The organism is Terriglobia bacterium (genome assembly GCA_020072565.1).
In the GTDB taxonomy this organism is placed as follows: domain Bacteria; phylum Acidobacteriota; class UBA6911; order UBA6911; family UBA6911; genus JAFNAG01.
This window is the reverse complement of the sequence record JAIQGI010000002.1, coordinates 24,823-47,087: the sequence shown is the minus strand read 5'-3', so window position 1 is coordinate 47,087 and position 22,265 is coordinate 24,823. Positions and strand designations below refer to the sequence as shown.

The window sequence follows — 22,265 nt, the reverse complement described above, 5'->3', positions numbered from 1 at the left end:
CATGGGAGAGTGTGATTCTTTGATCGCAGGCGGGCATGTCTGGACGCGCCGCACTGTCCTCAAGACAGCCGGCCTCGGAGCCTTCGCGTGGGCGCTTCCCAAGGAGCTACACACGGCCGCAGGCCGCACGATCCCGATCGCCGTTCAGCTCTATTCTGTGCGCGGCGATTGCCGTAAAGACTTCGACTCCGCCCTGGAGCAGCTCGCGAAGATGGGTTTCGAGGGCGTCGAGTTCGCCGGCTACTATAACTACGACAGCAAAGCAAAAGAGCTGAGGAATAGGCTCGATGAACTGAAATTAAAGGCCGCCGGGACCCACATCAGCACCGCATCGTTCCGGGAAGACACCATCAAGAGCACCATCGAATTCCACCAGACCATCGGCTGCAAATTCCTGATCGTACCCGGCGACGGCGCCTTCACCGATCCGGAAAGGAGCAAATCACTGGCGGAGACCTTTAACAAGACCGCCGAGATTCTCAAGCCGCTGGGCATGGCCTGCGGCTTTCACAATCACACCGCCGAATTTAAAAAGGACGGAGACAAAACCTACTGGGATTTGTTTGCCGAACGCACCAGCAAGGATGTGATCCTGCAACAGGACTGCGGCTGGACTGCCGCCGCAGGATTCGATCCTGTCGAATACGTCAAGAAATACCCGGGGCGCACCAAGACGGTGCACTTCAAACCGACTGTCGTGACCGGGGACAAGGACAAGAAGGCGATCCTCGGCCAGGACTCGGTCGACTGGGCAGCCGTTTTCTCAGCCTGCTCTTCGGTCGGGGGGACTGAGTGGATTGTCATCGAGCAGGAAACCTACCCCGACAACAGACCCGCCATGGAATGCACGGAACAGTCTTTGGCGGGGCTGAAGAAGATACTGCGCATAACGTAAACCTGATTGCCCGGGCCGCTGAGGTTTGAGGTACTTTTCATGCACATACGTGCAAGGGCAATTATACCCGTCCCAGGAGGATCGCGAGCACGAACAGGACCAGAGCCGCTGCCATCGCGATCGGGAAGCTTCTTTTGATGGGCTTGCCCTGGGAATACATGCCGATGGCCGCTGGCAGAGTGCTGGCGCCGAGGAGGCCGACGGCAAAGATGATGCCGAACGCACTGCCATAAAGGCTCGGATCGATCTTCGAGAAGGTGGTCCCGACAACGGTTGGGAAGATCGGCCCGAAACATAGCCCGGTGGCAAATACCAGGAGCGCCGCCGTAGCCTTGGAGTTGGCTGCCATCATCAGCCCAATCAGGACGGTCGCGGCCACCGCCAGGACGCAGAGCGCGATTATCCCGTTGGCCGAGGTTACCGCCACCGAGGCGATGAGCCGGGCAACCATGAGCCCGATCCAGAAAGAGGAAAGCACCATGCTGGCACCGCGGGCGTCGAAGCCCTGGTTGGTGGCATAGGTGGAAATCCACCCGCCCATGGAAACCTCCAGCCCGACATAGCAGAAGAGGGCAAGAGCGGCAACGATGATGGCCGGATTGGCCAGAAGTCCGAACGCGCTCGAGAACGCCTGCCCGAAGTTCAGCCCGGTCTTCTGTATTTCCGGATAGCTGGCAAGCGCCGCGATCACCACCGGCGCCAGGAGAATCAGGGTAATCACCATGCCGGTAGCCCTGTAACCGAGACGGTTGAGAAGCATTCCGACCAGAAATGGTGTGATGAAAGCACCGATGCCGAAAAACACGTTGCCAAAATTCGAGGCAGCGGCAGGATTCCCTTTAAAAAGCACCATGGGAATCAGGGTGTTGCCCAGATTGAGGCACATGGCGCCGATGCCCAGCACCACGCAGGAGAAGACAGCCATGCCGTAAGAGCGGGACGATACAAGCATGAACACGGCCAGGGCTCCCAGAATGAACCCGGCGATGGCGACCGGCCGGTATCCAAACAAATCCACCAGGGGGCCGAAGATCAGAACTACGAAAATGCTCGTAAACATCAGGGCCGAAATCAGCTTGCCGAACTGGCCGTCGTTGATTTTCAGCTGTTTGACCAGCTCGAGCTTCTGCGCGCCGATAACGGAAAAGCCGATACCAAGACCGAAAACACTGAGGAGCGCAACGATTTGAATCATTTCAACTCCCTTCGTCGGATAGGGATGGGCTGCCGGCCTTTGGGCGGTGATCGTTCCCAGCCAGGACGATGGTATTCAAGCGCCGTCGGCGATGATAAGACAATCCACGATTCCAGTTCTCATCAAGCTGCCAGGACCCACGAATTGGAGGATCGGATCACTCCCTTGGCGCATACTTAGAAAAGCAATTCAGCCCCGCGTCCCTGCTGGATGAGAGGGACATAGGTTTCCAGCTCTTTATGGACTGCGGGATCGGTCAGGTCGATAACCCGCTTTTTCTCGGCGGACAGATACGCCGCCATAACCAGCCGGGTGATTTCCAGGCCATAACTCCACGGCAACATGGCATCACGACCTCGGGTGAAAGCCTCGAGGGCATCGGCGTTCTCATCGGTGTAACCATAGAGATCAGCCTCGTTGTGCTGGACGGCCAGCAAGCCGCGCGAAGCCGTGGCCTTTTCCAGAGCCGACTCGGCATCCTTGATCGCTTCGGCAGCCACGTCGCCGATGAAGATGTTGAGCGGCGATACCAGCGTGTTGACCTCGAATGCGTATCCGGGCCCCATGCCATCCATAAACAGCCGCAGCCCCTGCTTCTCGAACATCCAGGAATTGGTAAACTGTGATTTCACCTTCTGTCCGGTTTCCGGATTTTTGTAAGTGATCATGCCGGTGGCAAAGTCTTCGGCAGGAGTTTTCCGGTAGTCGACTCCCCGATCCTTGAGCAGCTTCTCGCGCCAGCGAGGCTGCCCCCATTTGAGAAGCGCGATCTCAGCGTTGACGCTCTGGGGTTGCAGGAACGTGATTCCCTTCCCGATCGGCGTCAAAGTGTACCAGCCGGCAGCGATGCTGTGACAGCCCATATCACACAAGACTCCGCCACCCTGACGCGTCGGATCCCAGAACCAGCCCTCATGAGGGCCGCCATGTTCTTCCGCGGAACGAGTGAGTGAGAAGGGTCCCATCCGCCTCTGTACAGGTTCCAGCTGCGCCAGTTGCGTCCGGATCGGCTTCATGAAGATCTGGTTTTCGAAATAGGCCGTGCGCAGGTCAACTGCCCGGGCCAACTCGACGAGCCGTCGTGCTTCGGTAACCGTTCGGCCCAGGGGCTTTTCGCAGATCACTCCTTTCAGCATGGCACCGGATTTCACGGCGGCTGCGATTTCCTCCATAATCGGGATGCGTGCGAAGTTAGGTGCATATATGGCGATGCAGTCGACGTGTTTGGCCATCTCCGCAATGCTGTCGTAGACGACGGTATTTCCCGCTCCCAGACTCTTGGCCATCGCCGCCAGCGCGGCTGCGCCTTCGAGCGCGGTGACTCCTGCCAGTTCCACGCCGCGCACCTGCTTCAACGCCATCAGCTGGAAGCGCGCAACAAACCCTGCCCCGACCGATCCGATCCTCAGTGAACGCACATTTCCTCCCATCAGACCGCAAAGACCACAAAGGCCTCGAAGCAAATACTGCAAGTCCTTTGCGGTCCCGGTAGTCTCTGCGGTTCGTATCAGAGTGACCAACCCTCGCGGAAATTGGGCTTTACGAAATCGTTCGCCGCGGCGAAGTTGGTGACCTTCAGGTTCGGACCGTCCCACTCCAGCAGTCTCCCCGGATATAGAACTGCCAGATTGCCCAGGAGCACGGTCTCAGAAAAAGGCCCGGCATAATCAAAATTGGAGACCGCCTTGGTCTTGCCCTTGCAGGCATCGATCCAGTTTTGCTCGTGATTGGCCTTGTCGACTCTGGGAATGGTCTTCTTGGGCTGTTTGTAGGCCTTCATCCTGGTCTCGGGGATAAGGCGGGGGCTCTCGGAATACGTCTCACACATCAGCTTGCCCTTCTCTCCCACGAAGATCGTGCCGCTTTCAGGCATCCTGCGACTCGGCTCCAGTTCTTCGGGGCGCTCGGGCAAGAGCCCACCATCGTACCAGTGGAGCTTGAGTGCCGGATATTTCTTGCCGCGAGCCGGGAAGTTGTAGTGGATGACGGAAGCCATCGGGTAGCTGTCTTTATATTCCAGTCGCACCCTGTCCACTCCTTTGCCGTCTTGTCGCTCCCGCTCCACCACCTGGTAGGCAATGAAGGCCGCCACGCTCTTCGGATACCCGAGGTTCAGGGCGGTGTAGGAAGCATCCATGACATGGCAGGCCATGTCTCCCAGGGCTCCCGCGCCAAAATCGAACCAGGAGCGCCAGCTGAACGGATGATAGGTGGGGTGATAGGGGCGCATTGGGGACGGTCCGATCCAGAGGTCCCAGTCCAATCCATCCGGCACAGCCGGATAGTCTGCGGGCCGGGGCATGCCCTGCGGCCAGATCGGCCGATTGGTCCAACAGTGTACTTCGCGCACCTTGCCGATCGCTCCGTCGGCGATCCATTCTTCGATTAGCCGCACTCCTTCTCCCGAATGTCCCTGGTTGCCCATCTGGCTGACGACCTTATATTTCCGGGCCGCTTCCGTAAGCATGCGCGCCTCCCAGAGCGAACGGGTCAGCGGTTTCTGCACGAACACGTGCTTGCCCAGTTGCATGGCCGCCATCGCTATCACGGCATGGCTGTGGTCCGGGGTTGCAACGATAACAGCGTCGATGTCCTTCTGTTTTTCCAGCATGACGCGGAAGTCGCGGTAGGTCTTTGCATTGGGATATCTCCTGTAAACCCGTTCGGACCTGACGTCGTCCACGTCGCACAGTGCCACGATGTTTTCCTTGGCGCAGGCATTGGTGTTGCTGCTCCCCTGTCCACTGACCCCGACAGTGGCAATATTCAGCTTGTCGCTGGGAGCCTGGTAACCGGGACCGCCGAGCACATGCCGGGGAACCACCATGAGTCCTGCAGCAGCTGCGATGCCACCCACAAAAGTACGGCGCGAGATTTCCCCTTTTGCCTGGGTGTCTTCCTTCTTTTGATCTTCCATGTTGGTGCCTCTTAGAATGTACAGGGATCAAAACAAAAGCTACGCCTTACGATGTCGCTATTATCCTCAATTCCCCGGCACGCAAAACAAAAATATCGCGTCTGCCAAGATATCGTCCCCGTGATTTCGACCCCACCGGCAGCGGCGCCCGAAAGAATTATCGGAACCCGCGAAACCGGGTTCGTCTGTTCCACAGTCCCATAAGGCAACTCATATGCCCAGCGTGTTCCGCTCTGGCATTGAGGTCGCCGGAAAATGCAGCAATCGCTGCGCAGCCGGCTCCAGGATCCACGCCTCCAATCCCGAATGGTTCCGGCAGTAGGCCTCGATCTCTTGCGCACTGAGAATCATGAAAGCGGTCGAGAGAGCGTCGGCGACCGCAGCCGGCGATTCTCCCAAAACTTTCCGGGGAGCCGACACCCATGCAGCCGACCGGAGCCGGACCGGCTTCTGCTCGCGGGGATCGAGAATGTGGTCCGTTTTCCGGATGCCGGAACCGCTCAGGGCTTGATCTCGTGCCATGATCCGGGCCAGAACCGTCTCAGTCCCGGGGGCGCTCAGAGTCAGTGGCCAACCCTGCCCGCCGGGAGGAGACTCCAGCGCCAGAACCGAGCTGTATCCGGCGTGGATGAGAGCCCGGTCGACCTCCCAGTCTTTGAGTACTTCCGCCATGCGATCCACGGCATAACCCTTGCCGATTCCGCCCAGATCCAGCCGTATCCCGTCGGAATGTGCCCGAACATGGAATTCACCCGGGACCAACTCCAGCTTGTCAAACCCGGAGCCGATCGCGATGTCGAAGGCGCCGCCGGTCTCGAGATATAAGGACCGCGCGATCTCCAGGCACTCCATCGTCCTGTGACTTACGCGGACGCCCTGGCCTGTTGACAGGTGGTTGATGCGCGAGATGTCGCTGTTTTCTACAAACCGGCTGAGTTCCCGTTCCAGCCGGTCTGCCTCGTCAAAGGCGCACCTGGCGGCCTGCCGCGCATACTTTTCCTCGACATGCACACAATCAATCCCGAACAGTGCGGCCATGGCCGTATAGGAGAAGCGATGGACGAGATCGGAGGAGATGTCCTCCGGCAGAGCAAATTTCAAATCTCCTTCGCCCGGCTTTGTCATCGACGGTCTGCGTCCCCGCAGAGCCAGGCCACAAAAGAGAAGTAGCTGAAAAACAGGCTTGCCGCTGCCAGCGGCAAAACACAATAGCGATGAATCAGAAAGAGATCTTCCTGATGATAGGGGCCCCAGATTGGAAACATGGCCAGCGTGATGGAAACCGCTGCCGGCACGGTCAACGCAACAGCGATCCAGAAAAATAGTTTGCGCAACAGGACGGCATAAGAACTGGCGCTGCCGGGGGTCGCGGAGCTTAACGGCCGCCGCAAGCGATGCCAGTCTGCCGCAGTGAAACGATTCCGATGCGCCCAGAAGAGCGCGACCAGCACGGCGCCAAAGGCGAACACAAGTGCGGAACCGGCATGAACCATGAGCCGGTAGCCGGCCAGCTTGCGTCCATCCGTAAGGGAGGAATAAAATCCGCTGCCGGCGATTGCGGCGAATGAGAGAAAGCCGAACAGGTTAACCAGAATCCGCATGGTGCCATTCCCGAGGGAAGAGACATGATGCGGAGCGACATCCCGGCGCCGGCGCCGGAACCGAATGCGGAGAAGGCAATCCACGAGCATGAGCACAAACGCCGTGATGAATACGCCTACCACCACATCTCGATACATAGCGTCGCTTCAGATTCCACTGCTTTGTCTTACGGCCGCTCTCCCTTTTCACCGTCTGCAACTGCCGACAGGCGCGCCAGCGCCCTCAGGAGGTAAGCTATCAGCAAGAACATGATCAATCCTGCGGACGTCAATCCCGCTGCTTTAAGCCAGGAACGGTATCGGAAGGACCGGGCAAAATCGGCCGCATATCGGGAATCCAGATTCTTTTGAAACTGGAACATCTTCCAGGCACTCCCGCGCTCGGACGCCAAAGGGGAATCGACAGCAACGCTGCCGAAAAAGATCGGCGCCTCCGTGGCATGGCAGTCCTCGCAACCGCGGGCTCCCAATGATTGGGAAGCGGGCCGCACATCGTGAGCCAGCGGCCAGAGATAAGGCTGTGCCGCCGGATTGTCTGCCATGCTGATCTTTCCGTTGTCATCCAGGCGGTGCAGTTTTCCACCGGCGATATACACGGGTTTCCCCTGAGCCTGTGAATTCGCGTCCAATAACAGCAGTATGCGGGCCAGCCATGGTTCATCGATGGCAGGCCAGCCGCCATTGGGCGGCGATTTTAGGCTCAGCCTCGCCTTTGTCAATGCCCTTTTCACCTGGTCGGGATGAATCGGCTGGACCGACCGATCCTGCAACCTGCCCCAGAAAGCTGGCCACAACAGCCGGTTCGGCGCGATCTTGCCATCTTCCTGCTCGGCAAAGACCGGGTAATAGAGGTGAGGCAAGACCTCTCCCGCCTTGTTGATATTTTGCATACCCAATCCATGCGACTGGCTGGTCTTCAACCGGTGAGTCACTGACCCCGGCCAGGGCCCGGAATGGCAGGCGGTGCAGGTGAGCCTGGTAAAATGTACGGGAGGGATTCCGGCATGCTTGGGAAAGGGCGCGCCCAGACGTCCCTTGGGAAAACTGCTGCCCGCCTCCGTCCCCAGGTGACAGCCGCCGCAGGTGAGAGTGGCTGCTTGCGGATCCTTTCCCGTCGCGGGCTCGCCTTCGTAGCCGCGGATCATGGCATGGTCCAATCCGTTGCGATGGCAATCCACGCAAGTCATGCCCCGTGCCAAATGAATGTCTTCGTCCGTGTTCCAGCGGGCGCGGCCAAGCTGCTCAAGATCCGCATTCGAATGGCAAAAATAGCAGCGCCGGGCCGGCACACTCCTGAGGATGTCAAAAGCCAACTTGGCCCCGGGCAGAAATCGTTCCTGAGCATAGGTTACCGTCGGCTTTTTGGCCAGGAGCGAGTCCTCGAGGTAGGGGAGCAGATAGTCAAAAGTGTTGGGCATCTCCCGGGCCGAACCGGTGATCTGCCCGATCCCGCTCGCGGCGGTTTCTGCCCAGCGGAAGTTTTCCAGGCCTATCTGCCGCGCGTACTCGGCGTGGTCATAGGCAGCGGAGGCATCGTGGCAGGCCAGGCAATTCACCTCGAGCTCTCCGGAAACCTGCCAGCGCGCCTGCAAGTCGGCGCCCCCCGCGCCGTTCTCTTCGGATATTCCCCCGGGCGTCCGACCGCCAAAGAGGACGGCGAACTTCCACGCGCTGATTCCAAGCTGTTGCGGCCGGAAACAACCGGACCAGGCACGATAGGATAGCGGCAGTTGCGTAGCCGTATCCTGATCGATGAGGATCCACGGCTGGCCTCTCCTGCCGCCGGCAACGCCGGTGAGGGTGGAGTTGAAATGCCAGCCGCGGCTTATGGTGGCAACATCATGGCAGTCAGCGGCGCACGTCTGGCGCGTCGAGAAGGGCAAGAGCGGACGATCTCCGGGCCGGATCACTTCCCCTTCTGTATCCCGCAAGGGGATGATATGAACGGGTCGCGCACGGCTGCCGTCGTTCAGATCGCCCAGCAACTGTTTTCCGGCAAAGCGATCCTTCTCCGCCTGAGGCGAAGTCCCGGCAAGGACGGCCGCACCTAGCCCGATCCATAGAGCGACGGCCGGGAGTGCCCGGACCAGGAAGGAAGTGCTGGGCGGAACAACTGGTCGGCACGCTTCATTTCCCATTCAGATCTCGAAATCGCCGGATTCAAAAAGCACCGGACGGTTCGCTTCGATTGCGGTGTTTACTTTCAAGACCGTGACGGCGGTTTCGTAACCGATTTCGCCCGGGCAGTTGAGTTTGGCTCTGCCTCGGATGGCAGCGAAGAAGTTCTCCAGGTGCGGCTGGTGGTATTTCTTGAGTGACTGCACAGGCAGCAGATAGCTTGGGGGCGGTTCCGTTTCGCGCACATCCAGGACCACCTCAGTCTTGGGCTTAGGCTCCTCCTTGGGCGCCAGGAGCAGCCCCTGTCGGACCCAGGATCCCCAGTCCGGTGCATTGGCGACATCCCGATACACCTTGCCTCTGCCCGCAGACTCAGAAATTTCAAGCGAGCCTTGATCCCCGAGGAACACTTCGTAGTAGCCGCCGAAGCCGTTGGTGGTAAGAGTCTGGTAGAAAGCCCGAACCATGCCGCCGCGAGTGGGATATTCGTAGACCGCCATGACCGTGTCGTACCACTCGTGCGTGTCCTTGCTGTAGTAGTCCGTGCCGCCGCTTGCCATCACGGATCTCGGCCTGGCATCCAGGAACCAGTTGAAAATGTCGATCTGGTGGGAGCCGAGGTCCACGATCGGACCGCCGCCCAGGCCGCGATACCAGCGCCAGTTGAGGAACTGCTCCATGGAACGGAAACCGTATTTTTCCAGAACTGAAGGAGAGACCGCATACCTATCTGGAATGGTCAGCGGGTCGCGGCGCGAGCGGTTCCACTGGCCATTCACCGTCGTCAACTTTCCTAACAGCGCCGCCTCGCGGATCAGCTTCTGGTAACTGAAAATGTAACGCGGATTGCTGCGCCGCTGATGTCCGACTTGCAGCAGCTTGCCGGTTTCCCTTGCCGTGAGAACGATGCGGCGGGCGTCCTGCAAATCGTTGGACATCTCTTTTTCGCAGTATACATGCAAACCCGCCTTCAGGCAGGCGATCGCGTGCTCCGCATGCCAGAAATCCGGTGTGGCCACGATCGCAGCGTCCAGCCGGCTCTTCTCCTTGTCCAGCATCTCCCGAAGATCGACGTAAGCGTTGTGGATGTGGCCATACCTCTTCAGCAGACCGCTGACGCGTTTCTGGTTGTACTCCGTCCAGATGTCACAGAGGGCAGTGAAGCGGATTTCGGGAATCTGCAGGCAAGCATCCATGAGCACCTGGCCCTGCGCTCCTGCGCCGATAAGCGCCACGCGTATCTCGCCGGAGCCGCCGCCCGCACTGGCGAGAGATTCCGGCGCCAAAGCAAGGGTCGCACCTGCAGCCGTCGTCTTGCGCAGAAAGTCGCGCCGATCCATGGTTTTGGTGAAGACCTCCGAACTCATGGTCTCTCCACCTCCCCTCTTGCGAAGGCGACCCATTCACGACGAAGCTGGAGTCCGGCAGCTCGCTGCCGCCTCGCGATATGACAACGCAATCCATGGACGACCAAGGCGCAAGCAAGCCTGTGCACTCCAGGGAATTCGCCGTACATTCGTCCCCGCCTAAAGAATCGGGGTGACGACAACTTTACGGACCCAGATCCTCGAGTGATCCCCCTGAATCATGATGGGACCGGGAGATCCTTCGTCGCTATCGAGCGCTCCCCCGGTGATGCCATCGATCACCACATTGTCATGCACCCTGCTGCCGTTCAAGACTACGGTAACCCGGTTTCCTACCAGTGTGACTTCCGCGGTCTGCCACTCTCCGGCCGGCTTGCTGGAATTCACAGAAGGTTTGACCCGGCTGTAAATGCTCATGTGACCGGTGGCGTTGGGTTCGGTTCCCGCATCGTCGAGAATCTGTAGCTCATAACGGCCGCGGAGGTACAATCCGCTGTTGCTCTTCGGCTCCAGTTTGTATTCAACTTCCACTTTGAAATCTTTGAATCTCTGTTTTGAAATAATGTTGTTTATATTTTCATGATTCGTCAGGTACCCATCCACAACTGACCATCCGGGATGCTGATCCGCAAACTGGAACTCCCAGCCGGCGAGATCCTTACCGTTGAACAGAGCGATGGGCTTTCCGAATTTGTGAGCTGCGTTGGCGTCGTAGTTGCCCCACTTGGGGGGGCGCACACCGACCCAGGGAATCTTCTCGGTGGCCGTGGTCAGTTCGCCTATCAGCTTGTCCTTTACAATCCGGGCACGATGCACCGGCTTCGGGGCGTTTGGTCTGGCGCCGGGCGAGAACACCAGTTCTTGGCCCTCGATGGCGATTTCCCGCAGCTTGCTGACGCTTCCGGCGCGATTGAGAAAATACCCGACCAGCTGGCCGTTTTCCTCCCTGACCTCGAGCCAGTAGGGGTAGCTGCCTTTGGCACTTGTGGCGGTGATGTCCCACTTGCCTAGAAAGGGATTCTTCTGGGCTCCGGCAGCCCCGCAACACACCAGAATGAGGATCAACAACAGACCGTGTTGGCGCATCATTCCCTCCATTTGAGTCCTGCGCATATAAGCGAGGTAGTACAGGAGCAGGGACAATGTACGCGAACAAATGCAGGGAAATCAATCTTTGTGTATCCAGAATGCGAACCACGGAGGGCGCGAGGAGCCTGGAGCAGTATCGCGGGAGTCTCGGTGGTTCCAAAAGTCCGCTCGTTGCGGGTGCATGTCATTTCAACTCCCTGCTGGAGTAACCGAGAATCCGGCGCGCCACGATCAGACGGTTGATCTGGCCTGTGCCCTCGAACAGATCATTGATCTTGGCATCACGCATCCACTTTTCCAGCAACAGCCTCCGCGAGTAGCCGAGCGGTCCCATAAGTTCTACGCCCTTCTGCGTCACGCGCGTCACAACCTCCCCTGCCTTGATCTTGCACATGGAAGCTTCGAGCGTGTTGGGCCGGTTTTGGCTCATCATCGAGACCGCTTTCAACGTCAGCAGCCACCCGGCACGCAGCTGCGCCTCCATGTCAAGTATGTCCCGTTCGATCGCGGTGTGCAGGTTTCGGGGCCGGGCGTAGGAAATGGAGATTCCATCCTGAGCCAGCAACTCCTTTAGCAGATCGATGGTCGCCCGTGCAATGCCGAGTGCGCTTGCGGCTATGGTTGGCCGCGTAGCATCGAATGTCGCCATCGCTCCCTTGAAGCCCGCACCGGCTTCGAGCACCTCCGCGTTGCCGAGAAGATTTCCCAGTGGTATACAACAATTCTCCAGCAGCAGGGTGGCTGTGTCGCTCGCCCTGATTCCCATCTTCTGTTCGAGCTTGACCACTTTCAGGCCCGGGGTGCCGGCTTCGACGACGAAGGGTTTGATCCCGGCACGGCCCGCGGACGGCTCCACAGTTGCCCACACCACGACGAAGCCATTCGAATCCACGAGCGACTTGTGGCCGTTGGTCACGAATATCTTCTCGCCGTTGAGCACCCAGTGGTCGCTGTTGCGCACAGCCCTCGTCCTGATCGCAGCCATGTCCGATCCGCAGTGGGCCTCGGTCATGGCCATAGCCGCCCATTTGGGCTCGCCTTCGCGATAGCGCGCGAGGAAGCGTGTCTTCTGCTCCGGCGTGCCTATGGCTTCGACAGCCGCACCACCCAGAATCGAACCGGGTGTGCACAGGTAAATGCCGGCATCGCCCCAGGAGAGCTCCTCGACGAGGTGCACGAGGGCCATGGAAGCCGCGAGGCCCGTGGAAGCGTGCCTTGACCCGGCTCCGGAATCCCGGGCATCCGAGCGGGACTCCTGCCCCGCCACGAGTGCATCGCTCCACATGAAGTTGACATAGTCCCAGGGAATCTCGTGCTCGTTGTCATCATAGTAGCGCGCCCGTGGACGCATGAGGTTGAGCGCAATACGGTGCGCCAGATCCACCTGGGCGCGGATGGTCTCGGGCATCTCGAAGCTAATCATTGCGTTTCTCCTACACCATCGCGATTCCTTCCATGACTGCGAAACCGCGGGCATTGCGCAGCCACAGTTCCACGGGATAGTCACGGATATAACCATGCCCTCCAAGGGCCTGAAGCGCCCGATCACACACGTTGAGTGCCATGTCGTCTGCAAAATTCCTGGCCAGGAAAGCCTCTCGCGTCGCATCACGCCCCTGATCGAGGAGCCACGCCGCCTCCCAGACCATCATGCGCGCGCCTTCCAGATCGGTGATCATCTCGGCCAGCATGAAGGCGATCGACTGGCGCTGAGCGATCGCCTCGCCGAAGGCCTTCCTGTTTTTCGCATATTCCAGGGCGTACTCATAAGCCGCGCGCGCAACACCCAGCGCCAACGCGCTCTGCGCCACCCGTGACGAGTTAAGCAGCAGCTGAAGATCGCAGCCGGCTTCCTCTCCCAGCCGATGCGAAGCGGGAACGCGACAGCCCTTGAACTCGACCGTGTAGCAAGGGCAGGCTTTCATGCCCATGTTTTGTTCACGTTCCTTCACTGAGAGGCCAGCCGTGTCCCTGGGCACAAAAAAAACCTGGCTTTGTCCGTCGTGAGCGGCATAAACCAGCATCCATTCCGCTTCGGCGGCAAACGGTACATTGCACTTGATGCCGTCCAAAGTGAATTCGCCATGAGACAGCGTGGCGTGCGTCCGCAGCGCGCCCGGGTCGAAGTCGTAGCGGGGCTCCATGAGGGCGGCGGATCCCGGCGTATAGGAATCGGAACAGAACAGCGGGAGCAACTTCGCCTTCTGCGCAAGCGTGCCACAGAGGAGGAGAGGAAAAGCCGCAAGATTGGGAGCCATGAGCGCCAGGGCGCCGGATAAATCGCCCCAAGCCAGTTCTTCCGCAGCCAGTACCCCAGTGACCGCAGAGCGCTCGCCAAACCCTCCGTAGCTCTCCGGGATGCTCGCGGGAAGCAGGCCGAGTTCCCAGCCGCTTTGAAACAGGCGGGCAGGCAGGTCACCCTTCTCGTCGCTCTCGCGCATCACAGGGCGAAGTTCCCTTGCGGCAAATTTTCGGGCAGCCTCCACCAGCGTCTTCTGATCTGCAGAAGGCTCAAATGAGTACATTGGACAAGCCCACCCCTCCCTAGGATTATAGCCTCGGCACCGCACTTAGGCAGGTCGAACTGTGGTATCTTTGAGCCGGCGTTGAAAGTCGAACCGCCAAGTCCGCGAAGGCTGCAGAGAATTTTCTTCAGGATCCGGGGGCAGCAGGTCTGTACTCTTGTGTTTTTTCGGAACAAGCCGTTAAAAACTCCTGCAGCCATACGAACACCACGAGGGGTTGTTTCGTGTATTTCGTATGATGCGAGGTTTCCGCTTCTGGTTGCAGCCGCCGGGTTGCCCTGCGGTCGGTGCGGTTTCGTGTGCGGAGGATGAGCTGTGCACATAGGATTCTTGGGCGGCACGGGAATTGAGGCAAAAGGATTGGCGCTTCGTTTCGCTGCTGCCGGGGCATCTGTCATCGTGGGCTCGCGCTCGGCGGAGCGTGCGGCGCAGGCGGCAGAGAGGTACAACACAATCCTGGGGGAATCTCTGATTCGGGGGGCGGGCAATCACGCGATGCTCGATGCCTCCGAAATCATTTTCCTCACGGTCCCGTTTGCCCAGGCTGTGAACGCCGTAGAGAACTGCGGTACTTTGCTCACCTCTCGTCATGTCATCGTCGACGTGACGGTACCGCTGCTTTTTCGCGCAGGTCATGCTGAGTATCTGGAGCCGGAGAACGGATCAAATTCGGAGCAGATTGCGCGCCACCTGCCGGCCGGGGTTCCCCTGGTCGCAGCATTTAAAACCATCCCCGCCTTCGTTCTCGCAGACCTGGAAACGACTCTGAATTGTGATGTGTTCGTGTGCAGCGATTCGGCTGATGCCAAACAGAAGGTGATGGCGGCGGCGAACTTGATCCCGTCGCTGCGCCCCCTCGACGGCGGACCGTTGCGCACGGCGCGGACGCTGGAACGCATGACCACGCTCGCGGCCGAGCTCAACCGGCATTACAAAAAAAAGGGCGCGCGCTACCGAATTGAAGGCATCTGAAACAAAGATGGGGTGACAGGATCCCCATTTCCGCATTTAACGGAAACGGTCCAAGAGCTCGATCCATTCAGATATTCCGGGATGGGAAGATGTCGTGAGGCTGACGGCGCTGGCAGGGGGAGTTGGGGCGGCAAAGCTCTTGTCCGGCGTGATCAAAGTCATGCCGGCCGAAGATCTTACCGTTGTCGTCAACACCGGCGACGACTTTTGCTGGATGGGGCTGTATATCTGTCCCGATCTCGACACCATCACTTACACGCTGGCGGGCCTCGACAACCCCATGACCGGATGGGGGATCCGGGACGAATCGTTCCGCTGCCTCGAGCGCCTGGGTGAATTGGGGGGCGACACCTGGTTCAAGTTAGGGGATCGCGACCTGGCCACCCACCTCTACCGCACCCATTGCCTCCAGAACGGCAAGACGCTCACGGAGGCGACTGCAGCTATATGCCGGCAAAACGGCATCACCGCCCGAATTCTTCCCATGACCGACTTTCCCGTTCCTACCATGGTGCACACCGAAGAAGGCACATTGGCTTTTCAGGATTACTATGTGCGCAGGAAGTGCGCGCCATTGGTCGACGGCTTTTCTTTCCAGGGGATCGAGGCATCCAGCCCCGCTCAGGGCGTTCTCGATGCCATCCAGAGTGCAGATGCCGTCGTAGTATGTCCCAGCAATCCTTATATCAGTATCGGCCCAATCCTTGCGGTGCCCGGGATCAGAGAGGCGCTTAGTGCCACACCGGCGACCATCGCGGCGGTATCCCCCATTGTTGCCGGAGACGCGCTCAAGGGGCCGGCCGCAGCCATGATGCGCCAGCTCGGCCACGAGGTTTCCGCCGTGAGCGTCGCCAGGCTTTACCGGGATTTCCTCGACATATTCATGTTAGACCGCCGCGATGAGAACCTGTGCGAACAGATTGCGGCTCTCGGCCTGGAGGTTCACGCCGTCGAGACGGTCATGGACAGCACGGCCTCGAAAGTCGCGCTGGCAAAGTCTCTGCTGGAGGTCCTGCCGTGACTCCCGTCATACTCGTTCCCGTGAAAGAACATGCGATGGCCAAATCGAGAATGTCTCCACTGCTGACTGCTCAAGAGAGATGCGCTGTCGCCTGGGCCATGTTGGAAGATATGATCCGCGCCTTGCTCCCGCTTTCCTATCCGGTCGCGATCATAACCAACTCAACCCGGGCCGCGGCGCGGGTTGAGAAGCTCGGGTGGAGAGTGCTCTGGGAAGAGGTTCAGACTTCCGAGAGCGCATCCGTTGATGCGGCCTCCAAGCATCTGGCGAAGGAAGGGGTGGAGGCGGTCTTGCGCCTGCCGGCCGATCTGCCGCTGGTGCGGCCAGAGGATGTCGGGGAAATACTCTCGCTGCCGATCACCGCTCCGGGCGCCGTGCTGGCGCCATCCTGGGATCGGACGGGAACCAACGCGCTCCTGCGCACGCCTCCTGACCTGTTCCCATCACGCTTCGGCCCCGGCAGCTTTACACTCCACCTTCGCGAAGCTGCAGCAGCCGGTGCTCATCTCAGGATCGTGCAAAACCCGCACCTGGAGCTGGATCTCGACGATCCTGCCGACATTGTCCGTTTTCTCTCCCGGCCGGTTCCCGGCGAGACTTACCATACGCTGGTGGACCTGAATATCAAAGAGAGGCTCGCAAACCATGCTTTCCAGCAAGATCCGGATCCGGGGACTGCAGGGGATTCCTGAAATTCTGTCGGGGACGAACCTAGCGACGGAAATTCTAAGGGCACTGGCATCCGCGGCTGTCAGCGCAACGCCGCGTGAGGGGCGTCCCGAAGAGTCCGATCCGATCGTAATCGTCGTCGCGCAGAAGGTCGTGAGCAAGTCGGAGGGCTGCCTGGTCCGGCTGGACGGGATCGTCCCCTCTGCCCGAGCCCAGGTGTGGGCTTCCGAATATCATAAGGACCCGCGCATGGTAGAGGTCGTGCTTCAACAAGCCCGGCGCATTGTGAAGATGGATCGCGGCATCATCATCGCGGAGACCCACCACGGCTATGTTTGCGCCAACGCCGGCGTCGACGCTTCCAATGCCCCAAGTGGAATGGTGGTCCTGCTGCCTCAGGATCCCGACAAGTCGGCTGCACGCCTCCGGCAGGAATTCGAACAGGCACTGCACCGGAGCGTGGCAGTGATTGTCTCCGATACCTTCGGCAGACCCTGGCGCAAGGGCCTGACGAACGTAGCGCTCGGCGTCTCAGGTCTTTCCCCTTTTATCGATTATCGAGGACAGGTAGACTCATATGGACGCCTGCTTCAAGCGACGGTGCTTGCGGTCGCCGACGAGCTCGCCGGGGCGGCCGAGCTGGTCATGGGGAAGACCACAGGTATCCCGGCCGCCATAATCGAAGGTTTTCGCTACACGCCCGTAGAAGCAAGCGGCAGGGATTTGATCCGCCCGGCGGAGGAAGACCTTTTTCGTTGAGGAGAGCGACATGGCAGCCAAAATCCCTGAGAATTTCATCGACTTGATCCAGCAGCCTGCTTTCGCCAATCTGGCAACGCTGATGAAAGACGGCAGCCCTCACGTTACACCGGTGTGGTTTGACTACGATGGCGAGTACGTGAGGATCAACTCTGCCAAAGGCCGGGTCAAGGATCGCAACATGCGCAACAATCCGAGGGTGGCGCTGTCCATCATGGATCCTAAGAATCCTTACCGCTACCTTGAAATCCGCGGCCGGGTAACTGAAATAACTGAAGAAGGTGCAGACCAGCACATCGACCGACTGGCCAAGAAGTATTTGAATGTGGACAGTTATCCCCACCGTTCAGCCGCCGAAGTGCGGGTGCTGTACAAGGTGACGCCCGAGCATGTAAGCACCATGGGATGATCGGTGCCGCCTCACCGATGAGGATGCCAGACAGACCATGCCCGTAAGTGAAGAGCCGCCGTTCGCCGGAAAACTGTTGGGGCGAGTGACCGTTCGGCTGGGGTCAGGCCCGGTTATCGCAGCTGTGCTGCTGCTGCTGTGGGAGATCGTCATCTGGGTTCTCCAGGTACGGTCCTCAGCGTTGCCCGCACCATCGCGTGTCCTGCTCGAGATCTGGAGGGAAGCTCCCCAGCTGAGAAACCATGCTTGGGTTACGGGTCTGGAATCTCTGGAAGGCCTGCTTTTCGCCGGAGCGGCCGGCTTTCTCCTGGCGATCCTGAACGGTTGGTCAACCAGGGCCCGCGGTGTCGCGGTGCCGGTGCTCTCATTCCTGCAGAAGCTGCCGTTGCTGGTCCTGGCTCCGCTGGTCGTTCTCTGGTTAGGGCTCGGCGCCGCACCTGCCGCCGCGGTTTCCTTCCTGGTGTGCTTTCCATTCCTGGCAGCGTATTTGCAGGCCGGTTTCGACTCCGTGCCGGTCGACATTGTTGAAATACTGCAGACGATGGGAGCCGGCCCGTTACGAATCTTCCTGAAAGTCCATCTGCCTGCGTGCGTGCCTTATATGACACGCGCCGTGAAGCTCTCGGTCACACTTGCGCTGGCCGGAGCCATGGTGACGGAGTGGGTCGGCTCCGACAACGGCCTCGGTTATCTGATGCTTTACGCCGGTGCCAAGGCGGACTCAGCCCAGCTGTTTGCGGCATTGACTGTGGTCGTCCTGATGGCTCTGGGGGCTTACTATGCCATTTGTCTTATCGAGAGAGCCTGGATTTCGTGGCCAGCTCCCGTACCCCCCTGGATAGACCTGGTAAGGCAGAACAGCCTGAAGGGCTTCTCCTTGAATCGAAGGGTTTGATGTCCTCGCCTACTGCTCAGCTTCAAATCCGGAATGTTTATCACGCCCGGGTCATCGGGCGGGAAATTCGAGCGGTCGTCGGCCCGGTATCCCTCGACATCGGAGGCGGTGAGTTTCTATCGATCGTCGGCCCTGCAGGCTGCGGCAAGACAACCCTGCTCAAGATGATCGCCGGAATAGTGCCGATCACGAACGGTGAGATCAGGATCGCGGGGACGAAACTCCAGCCGCCAAGCCGCGATTTCGGCCTGGCCTTCGAAGAACCCGCTTTGCTGCCCTGGCGGACCTCCATGCAGAACATTCTCCTGCCAGCCGAAATGCGCGGTCTAGACCTGCTGGAAAGCAGTAATCGGGCGCGCCGGCTGTTGGCGTGGTTCGGCCTGTCGAGATTCGAGCAGAGCAAACCTTATGAACTGCCTCCGGGCACGGCGCAGGCGATCTCAATCTGCCGGGCGCTGGTCCACAGTCCTTCCCTGCTGCTCCTGGATGAGCCCTTCAGGACACTGGATCCTCTGTCGCTGGAACAGATGATCGACAGCTTACAGCGCCTCTGGGCTGAGACCCGAACCACGGCTGTACTTTGCACCTGCAACATGCACGAAGCTGTCTTGCTCTCGGACCGGGTTGCGCTGATGTCGCCGGGCCCGGGCCGGATACTGGAAACTATTTCCATCGATCTTCCCCGCCCCCGGCGCTTTGACAAGGCCATGGCACCGCAGATCGCCGAGTACTGCAACCGCATCCGCAATCCGTTCCGAGCACAAGGAGTCCTTCCATAGATTTTGGGCTTTGGAATTGTCGGTTGTGGCTGGGCGCAATGTTGCGATCTTTGAGGCAATATGCAGAGTCACGACAGGAATCTGGTTTGCGGCCGGGGCTGATTAGCGACGGGCGAAGAAGGAGAAGGCGGGTCGCTGCGCCTGAAGTGATGCGGCCCATCTGCCGGGGATGACTTGAGAGCAGGATGGGCAAGTGCCGTTGCCGGTCAGGGAATATTGGAGTATCCGGTATCCACGGCGTTCGACCAGCAAGCCCCCACAACGGGGGCAATACGTGTTTTCGAGGTTCTTCAGCCTTCCAGGCAGGTTGCCGGCATAGACATAGTGTAATCCGGCTCGCCTCCCTATCTCCGCGGCCCGAGCAAGGTCGGAGGCGCTTGTGTCAGGATTGTCGGTCATCTTGTAGTCCTGGTGATAGGCCGTCACGTGCCACGGCAGATCCGGAGATACTTCGGCAATGAATTGGGTCAATCGGGTCAGCTCTTCCTCAGAATCGTTGAAACCCGGCACCAGCAGCGTGACGATCTCCACCCAGAAACCGTTCTGGTGAAGGCTGCGAATGGTGTCGAGAATGGGCTGGAGGCGCCCGCCGAGTTTGCGGTAGCGGCGGTCGTCAAAGCCTTTCAGATCGACCTTGTAAAGATCCACCCAGGGCCGCAGATACTCCAGGACCTGCGGCGTCCCATTGCCGTTGGATACAAAACCCGTCATCAGGCCAGCCGATTTTGCCTGTTTGAACACCTCAACCGCCCACTCGCTGGTTATGAGCGGCTCGTTGTAAGTGCTGACCACGATTTCCGCGCCTTGCGACATCGCACTCCGCACCAGCTTTTCCGGCGTTGTCTGAAAAGCGGAAGATACGGCTTGGGGATCACGGATAGCCTGGGATGTCACCCAGTTCTGGCAAAAGCTGCAGTGGAGATCGCAGCCGAGCATGCCGAAACTGAAGGCAAGCGCACCGGGGCGGACGTGGAAGAAGGGCTTCTTTTCCACAGGATCGCACTGGGCCCCGGATACATAGCCGAAGGGAACCATCAGGCGGCCGCCGCGATTGTAACGGACTTTGCATACTCCGGCCGATCCTTCCGGAATCGGACAGCAATGGCCGCAAGCAAAGCATCGCACGCGGTCCCCATCGAGCCTTTCGTAGAGCTCACCCTCGCGTGTATGTTGCTGAAGCACCTCAGATAATGCTGGCATATTTTTTGATTCTACCGCAGGACCCGCCCCCGGAACAGTAGCGAATTAAGGACACCTGGATTTGCGGGACAGTCTCTCCTGGGGCAAGTGCACCCATGCGCACGAAAACTACCTTGTGCCTCAACAGCTTAACGCCGCGTCCTCTGCGTGGATCTCTTGCTTTTCACTGATATTTCCCGAGCAGTCGCTCAAGCGCCGGGGCGCGCCCAAGCGCATGAAAATAGCAATTTACCTCGGAGCACGGTGCGAGGTCTCCAGAAGTGTCGATGGGAAAATGACGCAGTTGCCTCTTTCAGCCGAACCTCTGAACGGGGTCTTGCGTTTTTACCAGTGTGATTTGGTCAGCGTGAGCTCAGAATGGGGGCGTTCCCGGTTTAAACCGGCGCGGGCTCAAAATGAATCTCTCCGTGATCCTCTCACGATGCAAGGCTGGCGACGCGCTCGCCTGGGAGGCGCTGGTGCGCCAGTTCCAGTCACGCATCTATGGGATCGCCTATCACTATGTCGGAAATCCCGAGGATGCACGCGATCTGGCCCAGGAGGTCTTTGTGCGCATCTATCAGAATCTCGGAAGCTCTACCGACGAGCAGATGTTTCTGCCCTGGATCATCCGGATTGCCCGCAATGCCTGCATCGATCATTTGCGCAGGAAGAGAGCAAGATCGCAAGGCAGGGATGTAGCGCTCGACGAGATTGCCGATCTGCCAGACAAGGGCAACACCCCTGAGCAGCAGTGGGCGGCCGACTCCAGGAAACGCCTTATCTACCGTGCATTGAGGGAACTCACCGATCTGAATCGCGAGATTATCCTGCTTAAAGAGATCCAGGGCCTGCAACTGGACGAGATTGCCACCATGCTCCACATTCCCCTGGGAACGGTCAAATCCCGCTCCAACCGGGCGCGGATCGAATTGGCGCGCAAAGTGATGGCGCTCAGCGGTGAGTTATGACGGCTATGGATTGCGAGAGCTTTGAAGACCGGCTTGATGCCTTCGAAGGGGGCTTGCTGCCGTCCGAAGAACGGGAAGCCGCCGCCAGGCATTTGAGTGCGTGCGCCCGCTGCCGTGCCCTGCTCGGGATCGTACGGGGGGAGGCGAACTTGCTGGCCGCGGAATTGCAGGATGACCTGGCGCGCTCGATCCTCTGCCGTACGAGCGGGCCTGCCTGCGACGGCGCTGAGCAACTCCTGTGCGCTTGGGTCGACGGCAACCTCAGGCCGGACGACGGAGAAATCATCCGCCTCCACATCGACCATTGTCCGGATTGCTGCGAGCTTGCGGCAACGCTGACCGAAATGAAGGAAGTTCTCCCCGGCATGGCAACGCTTGAGCCGGACGCGCGCTTCACGGCAGACGTTTTTTCTGCGACGGCCGGGCTTCGTTCACGCATCAGAGAGGCGCGGCAACCCCTGGATTTCCCCGTATGGTGGAGCCGCCTGATCCGCAGACCCCGCTTCGCCTGGGAAGCCGCTTACGTAGGCACCCTCCTCGTCCTGCTGGCCCTGGGAAACCCGGCCGTCCTTCCGAAAGCGCTCGCGGTGCCCCAGGTGGTGATTCAGAGCGGCAATCAGATAATGCAGGAAACGGCCACGGCGCTTGCCGGTCGACAGGAGTCGGCGCGGCGATCGCTCAATGATCTCCATCTGCGAGGCAGGAGCCTGGCAGAAAAGGCGGCGGATTTCCCCATTCGAACCGCCTCCACCCTCCGTGGGAAGGCATCCTCCTTCCTGGAAGAACTGAAGCTCGACCTGTTCGACGGCAACGGCACGGACCAGCAGCGCGACGTGCGCTGATACCAGGCTCGACAAATATGTATATCGCCACCGAACCCTCGCAGCCCCGGCTGCGTTAATTC

At 59.5% G+C, this 22,265-nt stretch carries 21 protein-coding genes; 10 read left to right on the top strand and 11 right to left on the bottom strand.

Features of this window, described 5'->3' with window-relative positions; all coding sequences use genetic code 11:
* The first annotated feature begins 1 nt into the window (after position 1).
* Positions 2 to 895, top strand: coding sequence for a sugar phosphate isomerase/epimerase (locus LAP85_01280; protein ID MBZ5495008.1), 894 nt, complete (start codon positions 2 to 4; stop codon positions 893 to 895).
* A gap of 61 nt (positions 896 to 956) precedes the next feature.
* Here LAP85_01280 and LAP85_01275 read toward each other — a convergent pair whose 3' ends face one another.
* From LAP85_01275 to LAP85_01230, 10 genes are all read right to left on the bottom strand, one after another.
* On the bottom strand, positions 957 to 2,090 hold the full coding sequence (locus LAP85_01275; protein ID MBZ5495007.1) for an MFS transporter: 1,134 nt from the start codon (positions 2,088 to 2,090) through the stop codon (positions 957 to 959).
* A 176-nt stretch (positions 2,091 to 2,266) separates the two neighbouring features.
* Positions 2,267 to 3,508, bottom strand: coding sequence for a Gfo/Idh/MocA family oxidoreductase (locus LAP85_01270; GenBank protein ID MBZ5495006.1), 1,242 nt, complete (start codon positions 3,506 to 3,508; stop codon positions 2,267 to 2,269).
* 89 nt (positions 3,509 to 3,597) lie between these two features.
* Positions 3,598 to 5,007 (bottom strand): Gfo/Idh/MocA family oxidoreductase, encoded by a 1,410-nt coding sequence (locus LAP85_01265; GenBank protein MBZ5495005.1) that lies wholly within the window; start codon positions 5,005 to 5,007, stop codon positions 3,598 to 3,600.
* A gap of 210 nt (positions 5,008 to 5,217) precedes the next feature.
* Positions 5,218 to 6,132: an FAD:protein FMN transferase gene (locus tag LAP85_01260; GenBank protein ID MBZ5495004.1), complete on the bottom strand. Its 915-nt coding sequence runs from the start codon at positions 6,130 to 6,132 to the stop codon at positions 5,218 to 5,220.
* Positions 6,129 to 6,746, bottom strand: coding sequence for a hypothetical protein (locus LAP85_01255; protein MBZ5495003.1), 618 nt, complete (start codon positions 6,744 to 6,746; stop codon positions 6,129 to 6,131). The genes LAP85_01260 and LAP85_01255 overlap by 4 nt, the downstream gene beginning before the upstream one ends.
* Positions 6,747 to 6,775: 29 nt before the next feature.
* Positions 6,776 to 8,746, bottom strand: coding sequence for a hypothetical protein (locus LAP85_01250; protein ID MBZ5495002.1), 1,971 nt, complete (start codon positions 8,744 to 8,746; stop codon positions 6,776 to 6,778).
* Positions 8,747 to 10,093, bottom strand: coding sequence for a Gfo/Idh/MocA family oxidoreductase (locus LAP85_01245; GenBank protein ID MBZ5495001.1), 1,347 nt, complete (start codon positions 10,091 to 10,093; stop codon positions 8,747 to 8,749). It lies immediately after the preceding gene.
* Between the two features lie 159 nt (positions 10,094 to 10,252).
* Complete coding sequence (locus tag LAP85_01240; GenBank protein MBZ5495000.1) at positions 10,253 to 11,182, bottom strand: DUF1080 domain-containing protein; 930 nt, start codon at positions 11,180 to 11,182, stop codon at positions 10,253 to 10,255.
* A gap of 184 nt (positions 11,183 to 11,366) precedes the next feature.
* Complete coding sequence (locus LAP85_01235; protein ID MBZ5494999.1) at positions 11,367 to 12,605, bottom strand: acyl-CoA dehydrogenase family protein; 1,239 nt, start codon at positions 12,603 to 12,605, stop codon at positions 11,367 to 11,369.
* 10 nt (positions 12,606 to 12,615) lie between these two features.
* On the bottom strand, positions 12,616 to 13,707 hold the full coding sequence (locus LAP85_01230) for an acyl-CoA dehydrogenase family protein (GenBank protein ID MBZ5494998.1): 1,092 nt from the start codon (positions 13,705 to 13,707) through the stop codon (positions 12,616 to 12,618).
* Positions 13,708 to 14,022: 315 nt separating this feature from the next.
* Here LAP85_01230 and npdG point away from each other — a divergent pair, with 315 nt between their 5' ends.
* From npdG to LAP85_01195, 7 genes are all read left to right on the top strand, one after another.
* On the top strand, positions 14,023 to 14,679 hold the full coding sequence (gene npdG / locus LAP85_01225) for an NADPH-dependent F420 reductase (protein ID MBZ5494997.1): 657 nt from the start codon (positions 14,023 to 14,025) through the stop codon (positions 14,677 to 14,679).
* Between the two features lie 94 nt (positions 14,680 to 14,773).
* Positions 14,774 to 15,700 carry a 2-phospho-L-lactate transferase gene (cofD, locus tag LAP85_01220; GenBank protein ID MBZ5494996.1) on the top strand — a complete coding sequence of 309 codons (927 nt, stop codon included), beginning with the start codon at positions 14,774 to 14,776 and terminating at the stop codon, positions 15,698 to 15,700.
* Complete coding sequence (gene cofC, locus LAP85_01215) at positions 15,697 to 16,392, top strand: 2-phospho-L-lactate guanylyltransferase (protein ID MBZ5494995.1); 696 nt, start codon at positions 15,697 to 15,699, stop codon at positions 16,390 to 16,392. Before cofD ends, cofC begins: the two co-directional genes overlap by 4 nt.
* Complete coding sequence (gene cofE, locus LAP85_01210) at positions 16,346 to 17,128, top strand: coenzyme F420-0:L-glutamate ligase (GenBank protein ID MBZ5494994.1); 783 nt, start codon at positions 16,346 to 16,348, stop codon at positions 17,126 to 17,128. The genes cofC and cofE overlap by 47 nt, the downstream gene beginning before the upstream one ends.
* Before the next feature lie 10 nt (positions 17,129 to 17,138).
* On the top strand, positions 17,139 to 17,537 hold the full coding sequence (locus LAP85_01205) for a PPOX class F420-dependent oxidoreductase (GenBank protein MBZ5494993.1): 399 nt from the start codon (positions 17,139 to 17,141) through the stop codon (positions 17,535 to 17,537).
* Positions 17,538 to 17,574: 37 nt separating this feature from the next.
* On the top strand, positions 17,575 to 18,432 hold the full coding sequence (locus tag LAP85_01200; protein ID MBZ5494992.1) for an ABC transporter permease subunit: 858 nt from the start codon (positions 17,575 to 17,577) through the stop codon (positions 18,430 to 18,432).
* Positions 18,432 to 19,211 carry an ATP-binding cassette domain-containing protein gene (locus LAP85_01195; protein MBZ5494991.1) on the top strand — a complete coding sequence of 260 codons (780 nt, stop codon included), beginning with the start codon at positions 18,432 to 18,434 and terminating at the stop codon, positions 19,209 to 19,211. The genes LAP85_01200 and LAP85_01195 overlap by 1 nt, the downstream gene beginning before the upstream one ends.
* Positions 19,212 to 19,313: 102 nt before the next feature.
* Here LAP85_01195 and amrS read toward each other — a convergent pair whose 3' ends face one another.
* Complete coding sequence (gene amrS / locus LAP85_01190; GenBank protein MBZ5494990.1) at positions 19,314 to 20,411, bottom strand: AmmeMemoRadiSam system radical SAM enzyme; 1,098 nt, start codon at positions 20,409 to 20,411, stop codon at positions 19,314 to 19,316.
* Between the two features lie 395 nt (positions 20,412 to 20,806).
* On the opposite strand from amrS, the gene LAP85_01185 reads away from it, so the two are divergent.
* Positions 20,807 to 21,361 (top strand): sigma-70 family RNA polymerase sigma factor, encoded by a 555-nt coding sequence (locus tag LAP85_01185; protein ID MBZ5494989.1) that lies wholly within the window; start codon positions 20,807 to 20,809, stop codon positions 21,359 to 21,361.
* Positions 21,358 to 22,203: a zf-HC2 domain-containing protein gene (locus LAP85_01180; GenBank protein ID MBZ5494988.1), complete on the top strand. Its 846-nt coding sequence runs from the start codon at positions 21,358 to 21,360 to the stop codon at positions 22,201 to 22,203. The genes LAP85_01185 and LAP85_01180 overlap by 4 nt, the downstream gene beginning before the upstream one ends.
* Positions 22,204 to 22,265: the final 62 nt, after the last annotated feature.

Coding starts and splice junctions, on each gene's coding strand:
- LAP85_01200 (MBZ5494992.1), top strand. CDS start 17,575: ATGCCCGTAAGTGAAGAGCCGCCGTTCGCCGGAAAACTGTTGGGGCGA.
- cofE (MBZ5494994.1), top strand. CDS start 16,346: ATGCTTTCCAGCAAGATCCGGATCCGGGGACTGCAGGGGATTCCTGAA.
- LAP85_01180 (MBZ5494988.1), top strand. CDS start 21,358: ATGACGGCTATGGATTGCGAGAGCTTTGAAGACCGGCTTGATGCCTTC.
- LAP85_01255 (MBZ5495003.1), bottom strand. CDS start 6,746: ATGTATCGAGATGTGGTGGTAGGCGTATTCATCACGGCGTTTGTGCTC.
- LAP85_01260 (MBZ5495004.1), bottom strand. CDS start 6,132: ATGACAAAGCCGGGCGAAGGAGATTTGAAATTTGCTCTGCCGGAGGAC.
- LAP85_01240 (MBZ5495000.1), bottom strand. CDS start 11,182: ATGATGCGCCAACACGGTCTGTTGTTGATCCTCATTCTGGTGTGTTGC.
- LAP85_01245 (MBZ5495001.1), bottom strand. CDS start 10,093: ATGAGTTCGGAGGTCTTCACCAAAACCATGGATCGGCGCGACTTTCTG.
- LAP85_01265 (MBZ5495005.1), bottom strand. CDS start 5,007: ATGGAAGATCAAAAGAAGGAAGACACCCAGGCAAAAGGGGAAATCTCG.
- LAP85_01205 (MBZ5494993.1), top strand. CDS start 17,139: ATGGCAGCCAAAATCCCTGAGAATTTCATCGACTTGATCCAGCAGCCT.
- amrS (MBZ5494990.1), bottom strand. CDS start 20,411: ATGCCAGCATTATCTGAGGTGCTTCAGCAACATACACGCGAGGGTGAG.
- LAP85_01280 (MBZ5495008.1), top strand. CDS start 2: ATGGGAGAGTGTGATTCTTTGATCGCAGGCGGGCATGTCTGGACGCGC.
- LAP85_01230 (MBZ5494998.1), bottom strand. CDS start 13,707: ATGTACTCATTTGAGCCTTCTGCAGATCAGAAGACGCTGGTGGAGGCT.
- LAP85_01195 (MBZ5494991.1), top strand. CDS start 18,432: ATGTCCTCGCCTACTGCTCAGCTTCAAATCCGGAATGTTTATCACGCC.
- LAP85_01250 (MBZ5495002.1), bottom strand. CDS start 8,746: ATGGGAAATGAAGCGTGCCGACCAGTTGTTCCGCCCAGCACTTCCTTC.
- LAP85_01275 (MBZ5495007.1), bottom strand. CDS start 2,090: ATGATTCAAATCGTTGCGCTCCTCAGTGTTTTCGGTCTTGGTATCGGC.
- LAP85_01185 (MBZ5494989.1), top strand. CDS start 20,807: ATGAATCTCTCCGTGATCCTCTCACGATGCAAGGCTGGCGACGCGCTC.
- LAP85_01235 (MBZ5494999.1), bottom strand. CDS start 12,605: ATGATTAGCTTCGAGATGCCCGAGACCATCCGCGCCCAGGTGGATCTG.